Below are 22,323 nucleotides of genomic sequence, written 5' to 3'. Positions count from 1 at the left end.
CCGGCCATGCACGCGATGGATGGATGATCTCGCCCCATGAGCTTGCGCCGCATCGACCTGAACCTGCTTGTCGTCTTCGAGGCCATCGTGGCCGAAGCCAGCGTCTCGCGCGCGGCGCGCCGGCTGCACCTGAGCCAGCCGGCCCTGTCGCACGCGCTGGGCCGGCTGCGCGAGGCGTTCGGCGATCCGATCCTGGTGCGGCAGGGCCGCGCGATGGAAGCGACGCCCGTCGCGCTGGCGGCCCTGCCCGAGGTGCGGTCCATCCTGGCGCAAGTGGGCCGCCTGCTGTCGCACGGCGGCCGCTTCGATCCGGCGACCTCCGAGCGCAGCGTGCACATCGGCGCGTCGGACCATGCCGCCATGCTGGTGCTGCCCCGGGTCCTGCCGCGCATCCGGCAGGAGGCACCGTCGCTGCGGCTGCGCGTCCTGCATGCCGGCCGGGCCGATGCACCGGCCATGTTGCGCTCGGGCCAGCTCGATCTCGCACTGGGCATCTTCAATACGCTCACGGCCGACCTGCAAAGCCAGCCGCTGCTGGAGGAGCGCTACCTCTGCGCCGTCGCACGCGACTCCGGCATCCGGCCGCCGCGGACCGTGGAGGCCTTCCTGGCCGCGGAGCACCTGAACGTGCTGGTGCAAGGCGACGCCCTGGGCTTGATCGACGAGGCGTTGGCCGTGCGTGGCCAGGCGCGTCGCATCGTCCTGACGGTGCCCCACTTCGCGACCGCGCCAGCGCTGCTGGCCGGATCGCGCATGGTCTACACCGGACCCGAGAGCCTGCTGCGAAGACCCGGTGTCGCGGCCACCTTGCATGTCGCGACGCCACCGGTCGAGCTGCCGCCGTTCCGCACGCAGATGGCCTGGTCGCAACGCACCGACCAGGACGAGGGGCTGCGCTGGCTCCGTGGCTGCATCAGCGACGCGCTGGCGAGACCCTAGGGGCTTCGGGCGGAAGGGTCCTTGGTGGACGGCCTGGCGTTCCGCCGCCATGAGCGGAGCTTGCGCATCTTCGAGGACAAGGTGCGCGACGCCATGAGCTTGTCTGGCTCGGAAGGGGGCGGCAACCAGCCACCAGGGCGACATGAGTGCCATGTGTAGGCGGGGCCTGCCACCGTTCTCAGGCCAGCAGATTCCTGAAGCGCTGGACCGGCCCGGGTTCCTTCCGTGCTGCCGGCAGCACCAGCACATCGGCTGACCCGGCACCCAGGACGCGCTGTGTCACGCTGCCGAGGAAAAAGTCGGCGAGCAGGCCGCGCCGCCGCTTGCCGATGACCACGAGGTCGGCACGCATCGCCTGCTCCTTGGCCAACACCATGCTGGAGGCATGGCCGAACGCGAGCGACGGGATGGCCGACGACCTCGCCCCGGACACCGTCCCGATCAGCTCGCGGATCCGAGCCCGGGCGTGGTCGGCGTTGCGCTGCCGGTCCTCACGGACAGCTGCCTCCGGCACGTCGGCCGTGCGCATCGTCACTTCATCCCGCACGGCCACCGAATGAAACACCTCGATCGCCGTGGAGCGCGACAAGCTGGCGGCGGCCGCGATGGCGGGCGCGGCAGCGGGCCCGAAGTCGACCGGCACCAGCACGCGCCGGTAACCCGCGATGGCCGGCCTCTTCACGACCAGCAGCGGACGGCCGCACAGGCGGATCAGGCGCTCGGCCGGCGTGCCGAACAACCACTCGCGCAGGACGTTGGAGCGCCGGGCGGCCAGCACCACCAGGTCCGCGCTCCCCGCCGCCTGCATAACGGCGCGCACGGGATCGCCATGGACCACCCGCACCTCGGCTTGCACGCCCAGGCGTGCGGCGAGGCCGCCGGCGACACGCTCCAGCGCGATGCGTGCGCTCTCAGCGGCGCCGGGCTCGCTCGCCGCATGCAGCAGGCAAAGGTCCGCGCCCTGGTCGCGGGCGATCACGCCAGCGCGCCATGCGGCGTGGCCGGCTTGCGGCGTGAGGTCGTGCAGCACCAGCAGGCTGCGCGGCGAATGCCATTCATGGATTCGTTCTTGCATCATGGCTGTCCTCACGAGGTGTAGTCGCCGGAGGCTTCCGGCTGGAACAGCATCTCGACGATGCGGACGGCATGCGACTCGCCGCCAGGTCCGGTCCATCGCGCGACGTCACCGATGCGCAGGCCCAGGAGCGCGGTGCCCATGGGCGCCAGGACGGAGATGAATCCTGCCGGCGGATCCGCGTCGGCGGGATAGCACAGGCAAATCATCCTGCGCGTGCTGCTCGCTTCGTCGGAGACGACGACCTGGCTGTACATCGTCACGACGTCGGGGCGGACTGCGGGCGAAGCGACCAGCTCGCTAAGTGCGAGCAGTTCGTCGAGCGCGTCCGCGCTGCCGGCGGCGCGCTCGGCATTCAGGAGCCGCGTGATGCGGACATAGTCGATCTGGGTAAGGATGCGCTCGGGCGCGAAAACGGCGGCCATGCAGGGCTCCTTGGCAAACAAGGCACGGCGTGCGCAGGGCACGCGCATGCGGGGACGTTGCGCTTGCGAGGCCCGGCGGTTGGAATTGCGCGAGAGGGGAAGGGTGAACCGCCGGGCTCAGGAATGTGCGAGCGCACGACCGCGCCGCAGGGTGTGCGGCAACGGTGGCGTCGGAATCAGCGGGCGGTTCATGGTGAGGAGTCTAGGCCAGCAGGGGCGGTCCGTCACAGCTGCGCGGCAATGCCCCCGCAAGTGTTGCCAGAATGCATGCGCGCCCGTTCGCCGCCGCTGGCTCAGGCCAGCGAGTTGGCCACCAATTCGCAACAACGGTGCTCCCCCGCTGGTGCGGAACAAACGCGGAGGTGGCCATGATTTCGAGGGTGTCACGCCATTGGCGCTCATCGTTGTCTACCTGACGTTGCTCGTTGCGTTGGAATGCGGTCTTTGGGGACTTGCTCACTTCGCCGTCACCTGGTTGCAGTAGGGAGCGTCGTGGAACGTCCTTCGGTGGCAGCTATTGGGCGGGAGCGGACGTGGAGCTTGGCCCAGGCTTCACGAAGGAGGAGCTCTGACTTCACGACTTCCGCTGGCGGCCAAGCGGCCGTCCATCAGATGGACCGCTTCGGTTCCTTGGTCGTGTAGCCCCTGGCCTCCACTTGGCGAGACGTCGCCGACTGACCGTCCTCAACGTTCGGGCCGCCGCCACAGCCAAAGCAGCACGCATCCCATGCAGGCGCCGGACAGCCCGGCGATCCAACGGTTGGGGACGGCAATCAGGATGAACAGGACACTGACGAGCATCGTCGTCGTCGCAGCCCATTTCGCGGAGCGGCCCACTATGCCGCCTTCACGCCAGTTCCGGATCATCGGTCCGTACCGCTGGTGTCCTTCCAGCCAGGCATTCAGCCTCGGCGAACTGCGGGACGCAGCCCAAGCTGCGGCCAGGATGAAGGGCACCGTGGGCATAACGGGCACGAACACGCCGATCACGCCCAGCACGAGGCAGGTGACGGCAACCACTTTCAGCAACAGCTGTTTGCCTTGACGCATGGCCCGCGGATTGTGCCGCGACGGCCGATCCGGTCGACCCCCTTGCCGAAGTGTGAACCGGGGGCTGCTTCCGGCCATGAGCAGCCGCCCCCCTGGTTTGGTCAGAGTTGAACTTAGCAGGACCAGTGATGGACACAATCAAGGCGTGACGGGTGGAGAGCGTCGGACTCTCGGGTGGAGGTGGTCTGATTGCGGGTTTGTCCCTAAGCCCGCCGCCTCGATGGTGATTTTTGGCGGGGGAGACAGGCGCAATGCCGGCCGGTTGCCTTCGCCTGCGCCAGACAGCGCGATTCGTAGCCTTGGGTCCTGGAGTTGGCGACACCCATTCACAGCCTCCAGGCGAGCAGGCCACAAGCTCGATCGCCGGCCGCTGAGCCGTCATTGACCCAACGTCCCATGGTGTGCCGCGCGCGGCTGCGCGAACATGCGGAGGGTAGCGGTTTGTGGCAGAGACAACGCGCATGACGACCAGACAGAACCACCGCCCTCCGCGCGCCCGCTGTTGCGCACCGAGGTTGTTGGCCGGCCGCTCAAGGTCTTCGACCCCGACTGAGCGAGACCGCCCCGTCGCTCCGTGAGCGTTGTCCCTCCTCCTGACGGGCATGAATCCAGGAATCTCTCTCCAGGATCCTTCTACGGCGGAGATCGCCGCGGTGATCTGCGCGCTCGACACCGACGTGGAGCAGGGACTCAGTGCCAGTGAGGCCGCCCGCCGACTAGCCGCTGACGGCCCCAACGAACTCCGTGCCGCGCCGGCTGTGCCGACCTGGCAGCGGATCCTGGCGCATTTCCAGAACCCGCTGGTGTACCTGCTGCTGGCCGCGATTGGAGTCTCGCTTGTCGCCTGGTGGATCGAGGGACGCGTCCACGCCCCAGTGGACTCCATCGTCATCGCGATGGTCGTGGTCGTGAACGCGACGCTCGGCTACTTGCAGGAAGCCAAGGCCCAGAGTGCGGTGGCCGCGCTCGCCCGGATGACCGCGGTGACCTCCGCAGTGATGCGCGATGGCCAACTGCACCGCATACCCAGCGCACAGATCGTCCGGGGGGACCTGCTGGTTCTCGGGGAAGGCGACGCGGTGGGCGCCGATGCGCGCTTGGTCCAGGTCGCGTCCCTGCGTGTGCAAGAAGCCTCGCTGACCGGCGAAAGCATGGCCGTACTCAAAGATGCGTCCACCCTATCCGCCCCGGCCGCGCTCGGGGACCGGCTCGACATGGTGTTCGGGGGAACAGCCATCGTGCAGGGCACCGGCCGCGCGGTCGTCACCGCGACGGGGATGCAGAGCGAAATGGGCCAGATCGCCCACCTGCTCGAGGCGACCGAAGAGGAGCGCACGCCGCTGCAGGACGAGGTGGCGCGCGTCGGGCGCATGCTCGGGGTCGCCGTTGTGGTGATCGCACTCGTGGTGATGGCCACCATCGTGCTCGTCTCCGGCGTTCGCGGCGCCTCCCTCATCACCGTGCTGCTGCTAGGAGTGTCGCTCGCGGTGGCGGCCGTTCCCGAAGGCCTGCCCGCGATCCTGTCGGTCGTGCTGGCACTGGGCGTGCAGCGCATGGCCGGGCGCAAGGCCATTGTGAAGGACCTCTCGTCAGTGGAGACCCTGGGATCGGCTTCGGTGATCTGCTCGGACAAGACGGGCACCCTGACCCGGTCAGAAATGACCATCGAGCGCGTGATGACCGCGTCGGGCGGCGCTCGCGTGAGCGGAGTGGGCTACACGCCGCAGGGCCGGGTCGAGCACGAGCACGGCGATGACGAGCGCGCACTGGCCGAGATGATCGTGGTGCTCAGCGGCGGCAGCCTGGCTGGCAACGCCGACCTGCGGCAGACGGATGCGAGGATCTGGGAGATCCAGGGCGATCCGACGGAGGCGGCGTTCCTGGTTGCGGAGCGCAAGCTCGGCGTGTCCGCGCGGCGAGCGCGGCGTTTTGACCGGGTCCGCGAAATTCCTTTCACCTCCGAACGCAAGATGATGTCCACGATCGAGGTGGACCACGAGCACGGCGACGCGCTGGTGCTCATCAGCAAGGGGGCACCCGACGTCCTGCTCGGTCGCTGCTCGCGGGTGAGGAGCGGCATGGACGTGATCGCCATGGACGATTTGTGGCGCGATCGAATCCTGGCCGGCGTAGACAGGCTCTCAGATGCGGCATTGCGTACGCTGGCCGTCGCCTATCGGCCGCTCAAGCCGGGCGAGGACGGCGGAGACGACGCGGCGCTGGAGCGCGACCTCATCTTTGCCGGCACGGTGGGCATCATCGATCCTCCTCGCGAAGAGGCCGCCGTTGCGATCCGGGAGGCGCGTCGTGCGGGACTGCGGGTGATCATGATCACGGGGGATCATCCGCGCACCGCCGCGCGCATCGCATCGGACCTCGGTATCGTCGAGCCGGGGGCGCAGGCGCTCACCGGGCTGGAGCTCGACAAGTTGGATGACAAGGGCTTCGCGCAGGCCGTGCGCTCTACGTCGGTCTACGCGCGCGTCGCGCCCCAGCACAAGCTGCGCATCGTGGATGCGCTGCAGGCCGACGGGCACGTCGTTGCAATGACCGGCGACGGCGTGAACGACGCGCCGGCGCTGAAGTCGGCCGACATAGGTGTCGCGATGGGCGTCACGGGCACTGAGGTCACCAAGCAGGCGGCGAGGATGATCCTCGCCGACGACAACTTCGCAACGATCGTCGATGCGGTGCGCGAAGGGCGCGTCATCTTCGACAACATCCGCAAGTTCCTGCGTTACTTGCTCTCGTCGAACATGGGCGAGGTGCTGACCGTGTTCCTCGGGGTGGTGCTCGCCGGCTCGATCGGCTTGGCTGATGCCAGCGCGGATGCGGTCGTCCTTCCGCTGCTCGCCACGCAGATCCTGTGGATCAACCTCATCACCGACTCCGGGCCTGCGCTCGCAATGGGCATCGATCCGCCGACCCATGACGTCATGGCGCGTCAGCCGCGTCGCCTGACCGACCGGATCATCGATACCCGCATGTGGGCTGAGGTGATGATCGCCGGGGTGGTGATGGCCTCCGTCACGCTGCTGGCGCTCGACCTATACCTGCCCGGTGGCCTGATCGAAGGCACCCGCGATCTCGACAACGCGCGCACCGCGGCGTTCACCGTGCTCGTGCTGGCGCAGCTCTTCAACTGCTTCGCGGCCCGTTCGGAGACGACAAGCGCCTTCGAGCATCTGTTTGTGAACCCCTGGCTCTGGTGCACGGTGGGCCTGTCAGTGCTGCTGCAGGTCGCCGTCGTCCATGTAGATTTTCTCAACATCGCCTTCGGCACCGTGGCGCTCACGGCCGATCAGTGGCTGACCTGCGTCGCGTTGGCCAGCGTCGTCCTGTGGGAAAGCGAGCTACGCAAGCGGGTGTTGCAAGCCACGCGCAAGTGAGGCTGCCCGACTTCATGGACTCTGGACGGGCCTGAGTGGCGACGCACAAGCTCCGTGAGGATCGACGGCGACACGCGCGAGACCCGCGCCGGCGGCGCCGCACTTTGCGCTGGCTCAATCCGGGTTCCCAGCCGAGCTATTGACCCAAGGTCCCATGGGCCAACACATGCCGCCGTCTTAGGCTTGGACACGTGGCAGTCCGAGCGCAGGAGACCGACGCGGGCCAAGATCGGGGTGGCGGTCGTGTGGGAGCGGGAGGCCCTGCGATCGGGGATGCGAAGGAGTGGTGCCAGTGCCCTGCATTTCTTCCACCGCCGCGGGCGATCCTCGCCGCATGTCCATCGAACCGATGGCGCCAGTTCCGAAGGGAGTCGCACGATGCTAGCCAAACTGATTGCCATGCTCCGCTACTTCGAAGAGGCGGTGCCCTTCCGGCTGGTGCCGGCGCTGGTCACGACGGCAGTACTGGTCATCCTGCTGCTGGTGCCCACGCCGGAGGGACTCAAGCCCAACGCCTGGACGCTGGTCGCGATCTTCCTGACCACGATCGTGGCGATCATCCTGAAGGTGATGCCCATCGGGGTGATGGCCTTGATGGCCATCGTGATCGTCTCGCTGGCGCAGGTGACGTCGAATTCTTCCAAGGACGCGGTCGCCGATGCGCTCAGCAGTTTCGACAGTCCGCTCATCTGGCTGATCGTCGCCGCGGTGCTGATCTCGCGCGGGCTGAAGAAGACCGGCCTGGGCAGTCGCCTAGGCCTGATCTTCATCTCGATGCTGGGCAAGCGCACCATCGGCATCGGTTACGGCCTGGCCATCTGCGACCTGCTGCTGGCCCCGTTCACGCCGAGCAACACCGCGCGGGGCGGCGGCATCGTGCACCCGATCATGAAATCCATCTCCAGTTCCTTCCAGTCGGATCCGGAGACGGGCACCGAGGGCAAGGTCGGCACCTACTTGGCGCTGGTCAACTACCACGCCAACACGATCTCGTCCGGGATGTTCATCACCGCCACCGCGCCGAATCCCCTGGTCGTGGACTACGTGGCCAAGGCCACCAACATGAAGCTGCAACTGTCGTGGACGGACTGGGCGCTGTGCATGCTGGTGCCCGGGCTCCTGTGCATGCTCCTGATGCCTGCGCTCATCTACTTGCTGTCCCCGCCGCAGTTAAAGGCGACGCCAGATGCGATAGGCTATGCGCGCAGCGCACTGGAGCGCATGGGCCCGGTGTCCCCGAAGGAGAAAGTCATGATCGGGACGTTCGCGCTGCTGCTGCTGCTGTGGGCCAACGTACCGGCGATGATCTTCGGGAATGCGTTGACACTGGATCCAACGGTGGTCGCCTTCGTCGGCTTGTTCATCCTGATCATCACCGGCACGATCGACTGGGACGACGTGCTGTCGGAAAAGAGCGCCTGGGATACGCTGATCTGGTTCGGCGCCCTGGTGATGCTGGCCGAACAGCTGAACAAGCTCGGGGTCATCAAGTGGTTCTCCGAAGGCATGAAGGACATGATCGTCGCGAGCGGAATGGGCTGGGGCGCCATCGCCGCGGTGCTGGCGCTGGCCTTGGTCTATTCGCACTACCTGTTCGCCAGCACGACGGCGCACATCAGCGCCATGTTCCTCGCTTTTGTGACGGTCGGTGCCCAGCTGATTCCACCCGAGTACCTGGCGCCCTTCATGCTCATGATGGTGGCCAGTTCGACCATCATGATGACGCTGACGCACTATGCGACCGGGACCTCGCCTATCGTCTTCGGCAGTGGCTATGTCACGCTGGGCAACTGGTGGCGCGTGGGCTTCGTGATGAGCGTGGTCGAGCTGATCATCTATGCCGTGGTCGGAGTCGCCTGGTGGAAAGTGCTGGGTTACTGGTGAACGGACCGGGTGCCACGAGCTCTTCGCATGCGTAACCAGCGCACATATGAGGGACCTATGGGGGTTCGGCGTGGATACCGTCACTGTGCGACGGCTGCTATGGGTCTACAGGGACTTCCCGCCAAAGCAAGCGCTTTGATGGTGTCGAACTCACTTCCGACGTGTTCGTAGAGACGACACCGGGCAGGGCAGACTGCACATCTACAGGCGGTCTTGTGCCGGCTGAATTGCCGGGGCCCCAGATACGAACCGCGCAGCAGGGCTCCATTCGAAAGAAGTGGTCAGGCGAGCCTGCCACGGACCCAAAGCCGAGTTCGCCTGCTGCCGGTCTGACCTGTGGTGAGCATCTTCAATCGCACGTCCGAGGTGAAAGAAGGAAGTAGTTCGCCGCTGCAGCTACGCCGCTGCTGGCGCGGGTAGGTGCGCAACCGGTATCTGCGGCACGTGATCTGCATCAAAGGTGGTCCCGCGCGTCATGATCGTCCATAGGGAAGCCGGCATCCCACTCGCGCTGAAAAGCCTTCCACTCGCGAATGCGAGCCTCGCGGCCTGCCCGTTACCACCACCGGATCGGCCGAGAGTCTGTCACTTGGCACAAGGGGCGGCAAGCCGAGCAGGCGTCCGCTGGCCTGCGGTGGGGAAGGAGCCTCCCCCTCGGCAGGCCAGCGGGAGACTGCGATCCAATTGTTCCGCTTTGGCGGACTGGTTAGGGCGGGTACGCGGCGGAAGTGAGCCTCGAAGGCGCGGACATAACAGCAATGCCTCAGCCGCCGCCCACGCTTACGTCCGCCCCCATCTGCACTTCCAAAGACGGTGTCTGATATCCCCGCAGATATCACTCGGCTCGGATTCCCGAGTCCCGCCGCGAACACATCTAACGCGAATGCGTCAGGAGTATTCGAGCGAATGTGCGGTGGCTGCTTGTGGCCGATTGCTTGCCGTCGTATGTTGCGTTGCCGGTTCAAGGAAGCTGAAGGTGCGGCATACGCCAGAGTGTGAGTCTGGTGAGTGCCTCATGCGGCCGACACTTGGACTACAAGCAAAGCAGCCGCTCGGTCCTGCCTGCCCATCCTCGCTTGTTGAGCTCTGCCGACCATCGAGGCGCCTTAGGGACAAACCCGCGATCAGGCCAACTCCACCCGAGAGTCCGACGCATCATCGACAGTGGCAGGCGTTCTTTGCAAGTTTCTTCAGCCTGACCGTTGAGCCCTCTGGCAGAAAGCCAGAGGGCTCATTTTTGGGACCTTGACCGGCAGTGCAAGGACATTCCCGGCATCCCCTGAAGTTCGACAGAACGTCGAATCCATCCAGCGCAATGGGATGAGATGGACCACCCGACGCTCGGTGGCTGCATTCCGGACTGGAAGCCCGGCGAGGCCTGAGGAAGCCGGAAGGGGGTGTCAATCAACTGCCGGCTCACTGCGCGCCGATGCCGGGCGTCATGCGCACCCGAAACGCGGGAATCGGATGCGCAATGTTCTTGACCGCGTGAACGCCGGCGTCGACAAGGGCTGCCTTCATGTCGCCGCGAACCACGGAATAGATCAGGTCGGACACCATGATGCCCCCGGGCTCGGCAAGACCCTGCAGTCTGGCCGCCACGTTGACGCCGTCCCCGTAGACGGTGCCGTCGAGCTTCTCGATGATGTCCCCGATATGGACGCCGATCCGGAAACTCATCCGGTCATCCTCGGGGCTCCCTGGTCTGGAAGCGAGTGCGCGCTGCGCCTGGATGGCGGCGCCAAGCGCGCCGTTCGCTGTGTCGAAGACGGCAAGAAGCGAATCCCCTGCCATGTCGACGACGCGACCCTGGTTCAATTCAATCAGGGTGTTGAAGATGCTGCGCGCGCGATCCAGCGCGTTCAGGGTCCCGAGTTCATTCCGCGCCATCAGCCGCGAATAGCCAGCGACGTCTGCCGCAAGGATCGCGACGAGCCGTTGCTTGAGATCTGCGCTTGAGGCCGCCGGCGTGATTTCAGTCGATCTCAGGCCGGGGTTCACGAAGTCCTGCAGAGCCGAGAACACCTTGCCGAAACAGGCCTCGCCCTTGAGCAACACATGATTGCGCCCTTCGACGGAGACGAACCGCGCACCCGGAATCAGGCTTGCCACCAGGCGCCCTTCATCCACTGGAGTACGCATGTCCTGGCGCAGGTGAAGGACGAGGGTCGGGCACTTGATTTGCCGTGCAAGATCGGAGACATCGATCGCTCCCCAAGACTCGAGCAGGCGGACCGCACACTCTGGTGTGGCCGACATGCGCTCCTGCTCATTGAACCAGGCGGCCTGCTTGGCGCTCGCGTCGGGAATGAACTGCGACGTGAAGATCTGACGGTAAGCCGGGTTCTCGCGACCCCACCCGACCTTCATCAGATCGAGCAATGCCTGGAGTTCGCGGCGCTGTTGCTCCGTCGGATTGCGCTTCAGGAACCCGCGCGCGTATCCGCCATAGACGACGAGACGGGTGACTCGTTCAGGATGCCGCGCCGCATACGCGATCGACGTTGCACATCCCTGTGAACACCCAAAGAGTGCGAAGCGATCCACGCCGGCCCCATCCACCACCGCCTCGAGATCCGCAATTGCGGTCTCGAAGGAGATTTCGGGAGGGTCTCGACTGGAAAGTCCGGTTCCGCGGCCGTCGTACCGCAGCAGCATGTTGTGCCTGCTGAGCTCGACGAGCCAGGGCTGCATGACCGGGCTCTCGAGATCGAACTCCAGGTGCGTGAGGAAGTGGGCTGGTCTGACGAGCGGGAGTCCGCTGCCCATGGTCGCGTAAGCGATGCTGGTGCCATCGCTGCTCGTACAAAAACGAACGTCCTGCTGGAGTTCGGCCATCTGCCTCTCCTTGAGCGCACGGGTGCGGCCGCGGTCATTCTAGGGGCGCGGATCGTCTCGCCGATGCGGTTGGTCTGGGTGAGCCGCAACCTAGCTGGTCATTAGCTCCAGGTGGCTGCCTAGCCATCGGCCTCGGATTCCGCGACCCCTTGCGGCCCGGGCGGCGGCGCGCACCGGCTGGGATGCCAATCCCGGGCTCGCCCGGTCTGATTTTGACGCTGCTCAAACTGCAGCGATCGGCACTTGCGCGGGAGGCTGGTCTTCGCTGCCGTACGAATGCGCCGTCGTCGCGATCCTCACCGGCGGCGGGGGCTGTTTCTGGCCGAAACCAGCATCACTGCGTGGACGGAGCTTCCGCCGCACTGCTCGGAATGGGAACCAATTTGCCGTCCTGGTGGACGCCATGTCCAGGCCCTTCGGCAGGGACTGCCTGAGCAAGCCATTCGTGTTCTCGTTCGTTCCACTCTGCCATGGGCAAGAAGCTCGATCAGGGCCGCTTTGCCGCCGGCGCCGTCCGCCGCGTCTCGGCGCCGAGCGCGCGGTCCAGTGCCTTGCGGAATGCTGAGACGTGCACCGCCTGGTTGCGGTTCGCCATCGAGTACCTGGTCGGAGACCCGGTGCCCAGCGACTGCGAGATCACGCCGACCACGCGCCACGTGCCGTCGGGCTGGCGCGCGAGCAGCGGCCCGCCCGACATGCCATTCTCGAACGCGCAGTCGACGCCGAAGATGCCGGGCGCGGGGCCGAAGTCGCGTGCCCGGCAATCGGTCTCGACGGTCACGCCGGGCCGGCGAGCGCGCGAGCGGGGGTAGCCAATGCTCGTCAGCGTCTTGCCGGGCAGGCTTTCCGGCGTCGTGTAGCGGTCGACGCGCAGCCAGCCGTAGCGGTCGCCGAGGCAGTTGTCGAGGCGCAGGATCGCCCAGTCGCCCGCGGCGCCGGCGAAATCGTCTTCGGTGAAGCGCCCGGCGTCGACGACGGTCGCGATCGTGGTCGACGCGAACACCCGTGCCTTGCCCGGCTGCGGGCGGGCCTGGAAGCGCGCCCGCCGGGCTAAGCTCCACAGGTTCGCCGGGTCGCGCCACGCGCCGGCGGCGTACGGTACGTGGTGCGCGCTGACGACATGGCAGCGCCCGACGAGGAAAGCCGTGCCGCCGCTGCCCGTGCGCGGCTCGACGAGCGTGCCGACCGCCCGGTACGGCAGCGTGTCGGCGTCGCGTTGCACGCGGCGGTCGATTCCGTAGACATGGGCGTGGGTAACGGCTGCCTGCAGCAACGCGACGCAGGCCAACGCGAGCCGCACGCGCCTAGACCCCTGCACGCCGCCGCACAGCGGCCTCGCGGGCCACTCGGCGGGCAGGGTGTCGTCGGTGCAGGCCCGAAGCAGGCATTGCATGGCACGCGCGTGAAAGTAGGATCGAGGCCGATTCTGCGCGAAGATATCGAAATCGGGCTGCGCCGGTCGTCGTGTGCACGGCATGAAAGTCCCGTCGGCGCCGGCGCGCCCTCGAGCCCGCTTGGCGAGTCCGGCTTGCTTGTGCTGCAAGGCCATGCGACCGAGTCGTCGAGCGCCGCGCCGACTAGAGCGCGAAGCATCGTAAGGCCAATTCCTCCCCCGTCTGCTCAACTTCCCTTGGGTACGTCAGCAAACGAATGCGAAGGGACTTCCCGTGATCGCTGAGGCATGTCCCACCGCCTAGATTGGCACGTCGAAGTCAATCTCTCGAGGAAAGGATGTGCCATGAACGAATGTGCAGCAGCCCGGGTCGTGCGTGTCGGCGTCGACCTCTCGAAGCGGGTGTACCAGGTGCATGCGGTGGATCGGTCCGGTGAGGTTGTTTTCGCCAAGCCGATGTCGCCTGAGCGGTTCCTGGCCTGGTGCGCGGATCTGCCGGTGGGCTGCCTGGTTGCAACGGAGGCCTGCGGTGGCGCGCACCACATTGCTCGACGCATGCTTGCGATGGGTCTGGATGCGCGTTTGATCGCCGCTCACTTCGTCGCACCGTATCGGCTGGCAGGCAAGAGCGGCAAGAACGACGCCAATGACGCGGCCGCTATCTGCGAAGCGGCCAGTCGCCCGCACATGCACTTCGTGCCTGTCAAAACCACAGAGCGCCAGGGACAGGTGGCCCTGCATCGTTTGCGCGAAGGCTACAAGGAAGAGCGAAGCGCCTGCATCAATCGCATACGGGGTCTGCTAACCGAGTTCGGCCTTGTCTTTCCCAAGAGGCCGGAGACGCTGCGTCGCGTGCTGATCGAGGTGCTCGAAGACGGCAGCAACGAGTTACCCGGCTTGGTGCGCCTCGCGCTCGAACGCGCACACGCTCATTGGGTAGAGCTGGATGCCCAGCTTGCCTGGTGTGATCAGCAGATCGACGTCCATGTGAGGACCGACGTCCGTGCCAAGAAAGCTTTACAGCTCCAGGGGATTGGTCCAATCACCGCCTCGGCCATCATCGCCGGCGTCGGCGATTTCACTCAGTTCCGCAACGCCCGCCAGTTCGGCGCGTGGCTTGGATTAGTTCCCAGCCAGAACTCCTCTGGAGGCAAGGTTAGCCTTGGAGGCATCACCAAGCGCGGCGACGACTACCTTCGTACCCTGCTGATCCAGGGGGCAAAAGCCGCAGTGATGACGGCCAACAAGCGAACCGACCGATTGAGTAGGTGGCTGCTGCAACTCAAGGCCCGAGCCGGCTGGCAAAAGGCCACCGTCGCACTGGCGAACAAAAACGCGAGAGTCCTCTGGACGATCATGACCCACGGGACTACCTTCGACGCAGACTACTTGCCGCAGATACCTGCAGCGCGTCAGCCTAAGCCGCCAGCTGCCCAACTCGCATAGCTGCAGCCGCAGAACCTACGCCCCCCATCAACTCGGACGTGCGATTGGAGATGCTCACCACAGGTCAGACCGGCAGCAGGTGAACTCGGCTTTGGGTCCGTGGCAGGTTCGCCTGACCACTTCAATCGAATGGAGCCCTGCTGCGCGGTTCGTATCTGGGGCCCCGGCAACGCGCCGGCACAAGCCCGCCTGTAGATGTGCAGTCTGCCCTGCCTCGGTGTCGTTCTCCAAGATGCTCGTCAGAAAGCGAGATCACGCCAAAAGCACTTGCTTTGGTGGGAAGTCCCTGTAGACCCGAAGCAGCCGTTGTCCTGTGCCAAGACGTCATCCGCCCCGTCCATCAATCAGTGCCGCGGCCGTTTCAAGACTCCGATGGAAGGAGCGGAGGCCGGGGAAGCAGCCTGCGGTCCCACGCCGTACCAAGATTGGAGTTGTTCCGCAGAACAGCGCCCTGTCTGCGCACACGGTGGATCAATCATTGGAGGCGGGAAATCACTCGGTGGCGGAGTGCCTGCGGGCAGAAGCCTGGTCATAGGTCGCTTTGCAGGAAGAGTGTCAGTGACAGGGACTTGCGCTGCCGCAACGGAGACAAGGCTCAGGAAAGCAACTATGACCGACGCCCTCTTCATGGACATGAGCATAGCGCGAGGCAACAGGCTCTCCACTTCCGCTTCTGGCCGTTAGCAGCCGTGATGGCTTCCGGCGATCCCGTTGTTGGTGCCAGCCCTCGCACTTACGATGCCGGCCGAGGACCGAAGATGATGATCGCCATCCCGGCCAGACTCACGGTCACTCCAATCCAGTCGGTCGTGGTGGGGCGAATGCCGTCCACCCCCCATAGCCACAGGATCGCCACGCCGATGTAGACGCCACCATAAGCGGCGTACACCCGACCTGCGGCCGTCGGATGCAATGAGAGGAGCCAGGCGAACACCGCCAGGCTCGCCGCGGCCGGTACTAGCAACCAGGCGGAGCGGTCCCGCTTCAGCCACAAATACGGCAGGTAGCAGCCGACGATCTCCGCGATCGCGGTCAGGACGAACAGGCCGACGGTCTTGAGCACATCCATGCGGTTCATTGTGTCGCAGGCCTCGTCTCCAAAAAAAGTGCCGTCACCGCTTGACCCTCAAGCAACTTGAGGTCCTACCGTTCGGCGCGTGGGTGGTTTACCCATGCATTCTGAACACTTGATCGATGAAACCGTGGAAACTCGTCCTGGGAGCCGGAGTGGCCTGCGCGGCCTGCTGCGCCGCGCCTATCGTCAGCGGCATGGCGGCGCTGAACATCGGCTCCGGCTTGTTCGCCGCAAGCATGGGCATCTTGTCCGCGTACGCCGGATCGTGGCTCCCGGTGGCCGCTGTGGGCACGGCGGCGGCCGGGGCCGTCCTGTTCGTGCGGCGCCGCCGGCGATCCGCCTCCCCACTTGCGGGGGGCTGCGGATGCTCCAGCGCTGCGTCCGATTGCGGGAAAGAGACGGCATGAATGGTCAAGACCCAGGCACGCCCGTTCGCCTGCACGCTCGAGTTCAGCCTGCTGGCTGCTTGGCCAGAATGTCTTAGGCGTTTCCGTGACTACGATAGAGACCATGAGCGCAGTCTTACCCCTGTCCATCGGAGCCGCTTCGAAGCAGACCGGCTGCAGCGTGCCCACGATCCGGTACTACGAGGAGATCGGACTGCTGCCTGCCGCGCTGAGGTCCGAGGGTAATCAGCGTCATTACGACGAAGCAGCCATTCAGCGGCTCACCTTCATCCGGCGCTGCCGCGATTTTGGCTTCACGATTGAGCAGGTCCGGGAACTCGTGGGGCTGGTGCACCAGCCTGATCGGGACTGCGTCGAAGTTCGCGACATCGCACAGCTGCACCTGCAGGAGGTGCAGAAGAAGCTTGCCGAACTGCAGGCGCTGGAAGCCAGCCTCTCCAAGTTCGTCCTGAGCTGCAATGCCGCGTGCGTTGGCGGGCCTGCCGCGGACTGCACGATTCTCGAAGACTTGGCGATGCCCGCATCGCGTACGGGCAAGCCAACTGCGGGCCGTTCATGCTGCTCCTAGGCCAGCGCACTGCACGAGACGCTTCGAAGCGGCACGGCGGCTTCCGGCCAGGAGCAGCCATCTTTGCGCGGTGCAGTTCCGACAGCCCGCGCCTCTGTGCGCCGGGGGCTACCCCGAATCATTGAAAGGCCAGCAGAGTCCTCCCGCCCCAAGAGCGACCAAAGGAATGGAGCTCGCTGAGCCGATCGGACTGGTCAGCGCCTGGTCCAAACGAAAAAAACCGGCTGAGCCGGTTCTTTGCTGGAAGCGACGGCGTTAGTAGCGACCACCGCCGTAGCCGCCATTGCCATAGCCAACGTCCGCTCGCCTGGTTGCCTTGAAGCCCTCTGCACCGTACCCAGCCGGGCCACGGCCTTCTTCACGAGGACGGGCCAGGTTCACGGTGATCGAGCGTCCATCCACGGACCTGCCGTCCAGCGCCTTGATGGCGGCCTGGGCGGCTTCCGCGGACGCCATTTCGACAAAAGCGAACCCTTTGGAGCGGCCCGTTTCACGGTCCATCATGACCTTTGCGGAGGAAACGCTGCCGAACTCGGCAAAGTTGCTCTCGAGGATGGAGTCGGTCACGGAGTAGGGCAGGTTGCCCACGTAGATCTTGGTGCTCATGGAAGAGCCTTTCTAAATGATGGCGCGCAATAGTGCGCACCGGGGAGGCGGGCAGGAGGACCGGGAGTCGTCCGCAACTGGGACAGAGGGTTGGATCTGCGTCGAGCCGACCCTCAGCGCGAGGGGATGCAGCACGGACGTCTGCTGGCAGGCAGCGGAACCCGATCAGGCTGGAGCTACTGCGCACGTATGGCGGCGGCGCAGCGGCCCTCGGTTGCAAGGAGCGGTCAGCGCTTGCAGCCCTCTTTGCAGACCTTATGGTTCGCGCCAAGAATGCGCTTGGAGGCAAGCTCGGCCAGCGGCCGGAAGCCGCCACACTTGAAGCAGCTCATGAAACCCGGGCGGGCTGAGGACAGGATCGCGCCACCTGGGGGCTTGCCCCGGGAATAGCGCAGCCCGTCATCAGAGATGACGTTTGTATGAGGTGCGGAGGACATCGAGACGCTCCGGCTCTGGCCGGAGGTGAGGTGACTGGCCGGAGATTTTACCTCGATCGGGTCCGAATCCTCGAGAGAGACCCTTCAGAAGCCTCGGGAGGCGAAGAGGGCCCGCCGCAATCGCCTGGACCGGGTTGCACCTGTCGGCGGGCCATAGGTGGTGGAGAACGCCGCGTGATGAGGGCAGCTGTCAGCCAGGAGCAGACGCCGATCGAGCAGTGTCACTGCGCTGTTGTCGTGCGCTCAATCGGCGGATACCAGCTTGAGGCCCATGACGCCCGCGAGGATCAAGGCAATGCAGAGCACCCGCACCGGCGACGCCGACTCACCCAGAACGGCCATCCCGACCATTGCGGTCCCCGCTGCGCCGATCCCGGTCCAGACGGCGTAGCCGGTTCCCATCGGGAGCGTGCGCAAGGATGCCGACAGGAGAAAGACGCTCGCCAGTCCGGTCGCGACGGTGCACAGCGCCGGCGTCACCCTCGTGAAGCCCTCCGACGCCTTCATGCTGAAGGCGAATGCGATCTCCAGGATGCCGGCGATGCAAAGCAGCGGCCATGCCATGTGTGCCACGTCGCGCACCTCAAGCCTTGGCAGCTGCCGGTGTCGAGCGAAATGCGACGCCGAAGCGGTTGAAGGCGTTCATCAGGCCGATGGCGTACGTCAGCTCGGCCAGTTCCTTGTCCTCGAACTCCGCCAGCGTTGCCTGGTAGACCGCATCCGGAACACCGGTGTCGGCCACCAGCGTCACGGCTTCGGTCCAGGCGAGGGCGACGCGCTCGCGGGTGCTGAACACTTCGCCGGTCTCGCGCCACACCGGCACCAGCACCAGCTTTTCCACCGGGAGGCCGCCCTTGAGCAGGTCGCGGGTATGCATGTCGATGCAGTAGGCGCAGCCGTTGATCAGGGAGACGCGCAAGTACACGAGGTCGATCAGTGCCTTGGGCAGGCTGCCCTTCAGGAGCGTTGCGTAGACGGCCCCGAAGGCCTTGAAGCCGTCGGGTGATGCCTTGGCATAGTCGATGCGATGGGTCACGGGGAATCCTTGGTGGTTGAAGGACTCGATCGTGCGGGATCTTGGCCCGGTCAGGAAGGGCCATGAATGGCTTTGTGGACTAGGCCAAGACCGCTGCTTGCGGTGCGGTTAGCGCGACCCACGAACCAGTTCCAGGATGCGCGTTGCGTGCCTCTCCGCCGTCCGCTGGGAGTCGATGTTCGTGAAGTTGAGAAGCACCGCCGGCGGCCCGTCGCCTTGCGCCGTCCAGTCGGTCAGTGCCTCGCCATACAGGCCTTCTGCCAGCATGCGCGCGACCAGCCGGCGATCCGAGCGTTGGCCCTGCAGCCGCAAGACCAGGTGCATGCCTCCCGGCTGCGGATCGACGCGCATGAACTTTCCCAGCACGCCGCTGAGGCCGGCCGCTGTCGCTTCCCGGCGTTCGGCGTAAAGCTTGCGCATGCGTTGGATGTGGCGCGCGAAGTGGCCTTCCTCCAGGAAGGCCGTGACGATCGATTGCGTCAGCTCCGGACAGCTGCCTGCGAAGGCCTGGCTGATCTGGCCGAACCGCTCCACCAGCGCTTCGGGCACGACGACGTATGCGAGCCGGATGCCGGGAAACAGCACCTTGCTGAACGTGCCCGCGTAGAGGACGCGTCCGTCACGGTCGAGGCTCTTGAGCGCAGGAAGGGGACGGCTCGCATAGCGGTACTCGCCGTCGTAGTCGTCTTCGATGATCAAGGACTGGTTGCGCGTCGCCCAGTCCAGCAGCGCCAGGCGCCGCCGCAGCGACAAGGACACGCACAGCGGGCTCTGGTGCGCCGGCGTGACCACGGCAGCGCGCGCCCGCGGCGCCGCCTTCACTGCCTGGTGAATGACCATGCCCTCGTTGTCGACGGGTACCGGGACAGCCGCGATGTTCAGGTGGCCCAGCAGTTGCCGGGTCGGCGGGTAGCCAGGGTCTTCCAGCCAGACCCGGTCTCCCGCCTTGAGCAGCGCGTGCGCGATCAACCCGATCGTGTGGCGGTACCCCGACGTCACGAAGACCTGCGAAGGAGAGCAGTCGATGCCCCGCGACACCTGCAGGTAGCCGGCGATCTGCGTCCGGAGTCCGGGCAAGCCGTACACCGGAGGGTGGGCCATGTCGGAAGGTTGCATCGCGCGGACGCACCGCGCGCCCAGGCGCGCCCAGATCTTGCGCGGGAACGAATCCAGCGCGGGCAGGCCCATCTGAAAGGGCAGCACCGAGTCGGGCCGGAAGCTGGGTGGTTCGCTGACCTGGACGCGTGCCGACGGGGTGGCGACAGGCGCTCTTGGCTTGAGCCCCGGCGTCACCACCGTGCCGGCTTGGCCACGTGCCTGGATGTACCCCTCTGCTGCCAGGAGCGAATAGGCCGCGTCGATCGTGCCTCTGGCCAGGCCCAGCTCCTGCGCCAGCGCCCGGGCCGAGGGAATCCGGTCGCCCGGCTCGAGGACTCCATGGTTGATGGCGCCACGGAACCGCTCGTAGATCTGCCGGTAGTACGGCTCGGCTGCATTGGGGTCCAGCGGCGGGACAGTGGTGCTCTTGACGTTCATGGGGTGGCGCGATCTGCCGCGATCATGGACCAATCGCAATCTCGCTTCTTGGATCTTGGTCGTGGACCATGCGCTTCGTAGAGTCAATGCCTCACCCGCAATCCCCAACCGGAAGACTCAACGATGAACATCCTCCATGTCAGCTGCAGCCCTCGTGGCCCTGCCTCCGAGAGCCATCGGCTCGCCCAGGACATCGTCCATCACCTGGTGCAGGCCGATCCGGCGGCAACGGTCGTCGAACGTCATGCCGGTGACGGTACCCTGCTGGGCATCGATGGGGACTACGCGCAGTCCCAGCACGGGTCGGCCGATGTTTCCAGCAGCGGGACGGCATCGCGATCCGAAGTCCTGATCCGGGAGCTGGAAAGCGCCGACGTCGTCGTCATCGGCACGCCGATGCACAACTTCACCGTCCCCGCTGCGCTGAAGCTGTGGATCGACCATGTCGTGCGCGTGCGGCGCACCTTCGACGTGAGCAGGCTGGGCAAGGTTGGCTTGCTGCGCGACCGTCCGGTGCTGGTCGCCGTGTCCTCGGGCGGCCGGTTCTCGGGGGAGGGCACGCGCCAGCCCGACTTCCTGACGCCCTACCTGCGAGCCATCCTGGGCATCATCGGCCTGCACGACGTCACGTTCTTTTCCGTGGAAGGCATGGCGTTCGGTCCCGCGGCGGCGGCCGAGGCCAGGGCGAGAGTCGGCCGTTCACTGCAGGAGCACTTCGCGGCGTGGTCGGGAGTCACGCAATGACACGCCCCGCCGCGCACGCTACGGCCGGGACACTGGCGGCGCCCACCTTGTCCCCGTGGACGATCTTCTGGATCTCCAGCATTGCCGTGTTCCTGGTGTCGCTTGACTCGACGCTGCTGTTCGCCGCTTTCGGGGCCATCGGCGCCAGCTTCCCCGGCACCTCGGCAGCCGACATGTCGTGGGTCCTGAACGGCTACACGGTGGTCTATGCCGCGATGCTGATCCCCGCCGGCGGAGTGGCCGACACGCACGGCCGCAAGAAGGTGTTCCTCCTGGGCGTGGTCCTCTTTCTCGTCGCTTCGGCTGCGTGCGGCCTGGCCGGGAGCGTGGCTTGGCTCGTTGCCGCCCGTGTCCTGCAGGCCGTGGGCGCCGCGCTGCTGACGCCGGCCTCCCTGTCTCTCGTGCTCGACGCCTTCCCGCAGCACAAGCGGGCGGTGACGGTGAGCCTGTGGGGTGCTGTCGGCGGCCTGGCTGCTGCGGTCGGGCCCAGCCTGGGGTCGCTGGTGGTCGAAACGCTGGGGTGGCGCTGGGCCTTCTACCTGAACCTGCCGTTGGGGGCCCTGTCCTTGTGGCGCGGCGCCGCATTGCTGCAGGAAGCCAGAAAGCCCGAACGGCAGCGGCCGGTGGATGGGGTCGGCATGGCATTGCTGATCCTGGGCGTCGGCGCCATCGCCTTGAGCATCGTGCAGATGGAGTCGCCGCGGTGGACCGCCGCGGAACTCGGCGCGGCGGCGGTCGCCGGTGTGGCGGCGCTCGTCCTGTTCGTCCTGTGGGCTCGCACCGCGCCCGCACCGCTGGTCGACCTGGGCCTGTTCAGGAATCGGACGTACGCCTTCACGAACGTCGCGACCCTGAGCTTCGGCATCGCGTTCTCGATGATGTTCTTCGCCTTCTTCTTCTACCTGACCCAGGTGTGGCACTACCCCTTGCGCACAGCCGGCCTGGCCATCACGCCGGGACCCTTGCTGGTGATCCCCTTCGCGATCCTGTCCGGGCGGCTGGCAGGCAGGATCGGCCATCGTCCGTTCCTGGTCGGCGGTGGACTTCTCTACGCGTGCGCCGGATCGTGGTTCCTGCTCGTGCCGGGAGCGGAGCCGGCGTACCTCACGCATTGGCTGCCCGGGCTGATCCTGAGCGGCTCCAGCATTGGCATGGTCTTGCCCTCGCTCTCGGCTGCCGCCGTGAACCGCTTGCCGCCCGGCCAGTTCGCCGTCGGCAGTGCCGTGAACCAGGCCACGCGCCAGATCGGATCGGTGATGGGCGTCGCGGTCACCGTCCTCCTGCTTGGTCACGGTAACCTCACGCACGCCAGCTTCGTGCCGCTGTACGTCAGCCACGTCCTGCTCGCCCTTCTGACGGCAGGACTGTGCATCCCCGTGAACACCAAGCCGCAGCGTTGAGGCACTGCCAGGGGCACATCGCGCTTTCTTGCTAGCCGAGGCTATCGCGACACCGGTGAGGTCTGCCTTCGGTCA

Annotated in this window: 18 protein-coding genes and 1 pseudogene; 7 read left to right on the top strand and 12 right to left on the bottom strand. The window is 66.1% G+C overall.

Going from position 1 to position 22,323, the window contains the following annotated elements:
* The first annotated feature begins 36 nt into the window (after positions 1-36).
* On the top strand, positions 37-939 hold the full coding sequence (locus GON04_RS20060) for a LysR family transcriptional regulator (RefSeq protein WP_157399771.1): 903 nt from the start codon (positions 37-39) through the stop codon (positions 937-939).
* A 178-nt stretch (positions 940-1,117) separates the two neighbouring features.
* On the opposite strand, the gene GON04_RS20055 is transcribed toward GON04_RS20060, so the two are convergent.
* The 3 genes from GON04_RS20055 to GON04_RS20045 form a co-directional block, all read right to left on the bottom strand.
* Positions 1,118-1,969 carry a universal stress protein gene (locus GON04_RS20055; protein ID WP_181653679.1) on the bottom strand — a complete coding sequence of 284 codons (852 nt, stop codon included), beginning with the start codon at positions 1,967-1,969 and terminating at the stop codon, positions 1,118-1,120.
* A gap of 56 nt (positions 1,970-2,025) precedes the next feature.
* Positions 2,026-2,439, bottom strand: coding sequence for a GreA/GreB family elongation factor (locus tag GON04_RS20050; RefSeq protein WP_157399769.1), 414 nt, complete (start codon positions 2,437-2,439; stop codon positions 2,026-2,028).
* A gap of 684 nt (positions 2,440-3,123) precedes the next feature.
* Positions 3,124-3,489 (bottom strand): YbaN family protein, encoded by a 366-nt coding sequence (locus tag GON04_RS20045; RefSeq protein WP_157399768.1) that lies wholly within the window; start codon positions 3,487-3,489, stop codon positions 3,124-3,126.
* Positions 3,490-4,091: 602 nt separating this feature from the next.
* On the opposite strand from GON04_RS20045, the gene GON04_RS20040 reads away from it, so the two are divergent.
* Positions 4,092-6,878, top strand: coding sequence for a cation-translocating P-type ATPase (locus tag GON04_RS20040; protein WP_157399767.1), 2,787 nt, complete (start codon positions 4,092-4,094; stop codon positions 6,876-6,878).
* Positions 6,879-7,256: 378 nt separating this feature from the next.
* Positions 7,257-8,762 carry a DASS family sodium-coupled anion symporter gene (locus GON04_RS20035; protein WP_157400793.1) on the top strand — a complete coding sequence of 502 codons (1,506 nt, stop codon included), beginning with the start codon at positions 7,257-7,259 and terminating at the stop codon, positions 8,760-8,762.
* A gap of 1,416 nt (positions 8,763-10,178) precedes the next feature.
* On the opposite strand, the gene GON04_RS20030 is transcribed toward GON04_RS20035, so the two are convergent.
* The 3 genes and pseudogenes from GON04_RS20030 to GON04_RS20025 all read right to left on the bottom strand — a co-directional run bounded on the left by GON04_RS20030 (position 10,179) and on the right by GON04_RS20025 (position 13,149).
* Positions 10,179-11,600 (bottom strand): adenylate/guanylate cyclase domain-containing protein, encoded by a 1,422-nt coding sequence (locus tag GON04_RS20030; RefSeq protein ID WP_157399766.1) that lies wholly within the window; start codon positions 11,598-11,600, stop codon positions 10,179-10,181.
* A gap of 222 nt (positions 11,601-11,822) precedes the next feature.
* Positions 11,823-12,074, bottom strand: a pseudogene (locus tag GON04_RS27285) (hypothetical protein); the annotation flags it as partial.
* Between the two features lie 13 nt (positions 12,075-12,087).
* The gene (locus GON04_RS20025) at positions 12,088-13,149 is read right to left on the bottom strand and encodes a trypsin-like serine peptidase (protein WP_157399765.1); all 1,062 of its coding nucleotides are present in this window, start codon (positions 13,147-13,149) and stop codon (positions 12,088-12,090) included.
* A 189-nt stretch (positions 13,150-13,338) separates the two neighbouring features.
* On the opposite strand from GON04_RS20025, the gene GON04_RS20020 reads away from it, so the two are divergent.
* Positions 13,339-14,439, top strand: coding sequence for an IS110 family RNA-guided transposase (locus tag GON04_RS20020; protein WP_157399764.1), 1,101 nt, complete (start codon positions 13,339-13,341; stop codon positions 14,437-14,439).
* Positions 14,440-15,172: 733 nt separating this feature from the next.
* Here GON04_RS20020 and GON04_RS20015 read toward each other — a convergent pair.
* A complete protein-coding gene (locus tag GON04_RS20015) occupies positions 15,173-15,508 on the bottom strand; it encodes a YnfA family protein (RefSeq protein ID WP_157399763.1) in 336 nt (111 codons plus the stop codon).
* 516 nt (positions 15,509-16,024) lie between these two features.
* On the opposite strand from GON04_RS20015, the gene GON04_RS20010 reads away from it, so the two are divergent.
* Positions 16,025-16,489, top strand: coding sequence for a MerR family transcriptional regulator (locus tag GON04_RS20010; protein WP_157399762.1), 465 nt, complete (start codon positions 16,025-16,027; stop codon positions 16,487-16,489).
* Positions 16,490-16,744: 255 nt separating this feature from the next.
* Here the strand turns inward: GON04_RS20010 and GON04_RS20005 are convergent, their stop codons facing one another.
* The 5 genes from GON04_RS20005 to pdxR form a co-directional block, all read right to left on the bottom strand.
* Positions 16,745-17,095, bottom strand: a complete 351-nt coding sequence (locus GON04_RS20005) for an RNA recognition motif domain-containing protein (RefSeq protein ID WP_157399761.1) — start codon at positions 17,093-17,095, stop codon at positions 16,745-16,747.
* Positions 17,096-17,322: 227 nt separating this feature from the next.
* Positions 17,323-17,532: a hypothetical protein gene (locus GON04_RS20000; RefSeq protein WP_157399760.1), complete on the bottom strand. Its 210-nt coding sequence runs from the start codon at positions 17,530-17,532 to the stop codon at positions 17,323-17,325.
* Between the two features lie 243 nt (positions 17,533-17,775).
* A complete protein-coding gene (locus tag GON04_RS19995) occupies positions 17,776-18,096 on the bottom strand; it encodes a DMT family transporter (protein ID WP_157399759.1) in 321 nt (106 codons plus the stop codon).
* A gap of 19 nt (positions 18,097-18,115) precedes the next feature.
* Entirely contained in the window at positions 18,116-18,568 is a 453-nt protein-coding gene (locus tag GON04_RS19990; RefSeq protein WP_181653677.1) for a carboxymuconolactone decarboxylase family protein, read from the bottom strand.
* A gap of 108 nt (positions 18,569-18,676) precedes the next feature.
* Positions 18,677-20,104 carry a MocR-like pyridoxine biosynthesis transcription factor PdxR gene (pdxR, locus tag GON04_RS19985; protein ID WP_157399758.1) on the bottom strand — a complete coding sequence of 476 codons (1,428 nt, stop codon included), beginning with the start codon at positions 20,102-20,104 and terminating at the stop codon, positions 18,677-18,679.
* 123 nt (positions 20,105-20,227) lie between these two features.
* Here pdxR and GON04_RS19980 point away from each other — a divergent pair, with 123 nt between their 5' ends.
* On the top strand, positions 20,228-20,848 hold the full coding sequence (locus tag GON04_RS19980; RefSeq protein WP_157399757.1) for an FMN-dependent NADH-azoreductase: 621 nt from the start codon (positions 20,228-20,230) through the stop codon (positions 20,846-20,848).
* A complete protein-coding gene (locus GON04_RS19975; RefSeq protein ID WP_157399756.1) occupies positions 20,845-22,248 on the top strand; it encodes an MFS transporter in 1,404 nt (467 codons plus the stop codon). Before GON04_RS19980 ends, GON04_RS19975 begins: the two co-directional genes overlap by 4 nt.
* Positions 22,249-22,323 lie beyond the last annotated feature (75 nt).

This window comes from Ramlibacter pinisoli, assembly GCF_009758015.1.
In the GTDB taxonomy this organism is placed as follows: domain Bacteria; phylum Pseudomonadota; class Gammaproteobacteria; order Burkholderiales; family Burkholderiaceae_C; genus Ramlibacter; species Ramlibacter pinisoli.
Note: the sequence above shows the minus strand (reverse complement) of the source record. Positions and strands in the feature narration are given on the sequence as shown.

Coding starts and splice junctions, on each gene's coding strand:
- GON04_RS20060 (WP_157399771.1), top strand. CDS start 37: ATGAGCTTGCGCCGCATCGACCTGAACCTGCTTGTCGTCTTCGAGGCC.
- GON04_RS20050 (WP_157399769.1), bottom strand. CDS start 2,439: ATGGCCGCCGTTTTCGCGCCCGAGCGCATCCTTACCCAGATCGACTAT.
- GON04_RS20045 (WP_157399768.1), bottom strand. CDS start 3,489: ATGCGTCAAGGCAAACAGCTGTTGCTGAAAGTGGTTGCCGTCACCTGC.
- GON04_RS20040 (WP_157399767.1), top strand. CDS start 4,092: ATGAATCCAGGAATCTCTCTCCAGGATCCTTCTACGGCGGAGATCGCC.
- GON04_RS20035 (WP_157400793.1), top strand. CDS start 7,257: ATGCTAGCCAAACTGATTGCCATGCTCCGCTACTTCGAAGAGGCGGTG.
- GON04_RS20030 (WP_157399766.1), bottom strand. CDS start 11,600: ATGGCCGAACTCCAGCAGGACGTTCGTTTTTGTACGAGCAGCGATGGC.
- GON04_RS20025 (WP_157399765.1), bottom strand. CDS start 13,149: ATGGCCTTGCAGCACAAGCAAGCCGGACTCGCCAAGCGGGCTCGAGGG.
- GON04_RS20020 (WP_157399764.1), top strand. CDS start 13,339: ATGAACGAATGTGCAGCAGCCCGGGTCGTGCGTGTCGGCGTCGACCTC.
- GON04_RS20015 (WP_157399763.1), bottom strand. CDS start 15,508: ATGGATGTGCTCAAGACCGTCGGCCTGTTCGTCCTGACCGCGATCGCG.
- GON04_RS20010 (WP_157399762.1), top strand. CDS start 16,025: ATGAGCGCAGTCTTACCCCTGTCCATCGGAGCCGCTTCGAAGCAGACC.
- GON04_RS20005 (WP_157399761.1), bottom strand. CDS start 17,095: ATGAGCACCAAGATCTACGTGGGCAACCTGCCCTACTCCGTGACCGAC.
- GON04_RS20000 (WP_157399760.1), bottom strand. CDS start 17,532: ATGTCCTCCGCACCTCATACAAACGTCATCTCTGATGACGGGCTGCGC.
- GON04_RS19995 (WP_157399759.1), bottom strand. CDS start 18,096: ATGGCATGGCCGCTGCTTTGCATCGCCGGCATCCTGGAGATCGCATTC.
- pdxR (WP_157399758.1), bottom strand. CDS start 20,104: ATGAACGTCAAGAGCACCACTGTCCCGCCGCTGGACCCCAATGCAGCC.
- GON04_RS19980 (WP_157399757.1), top strand. CDS start 20,228: ATGAACATCCTCCATGTCAGCTGCAGCCCTCGTGGCCCTGCCTCCGAG.
- GON04_RS19975 (WP_157399756.1), top strand. CDS start 20,845: ATGACACGCCCCGCCGCGCACGCTACGGCCGGGACACTGGCGGCGCCC.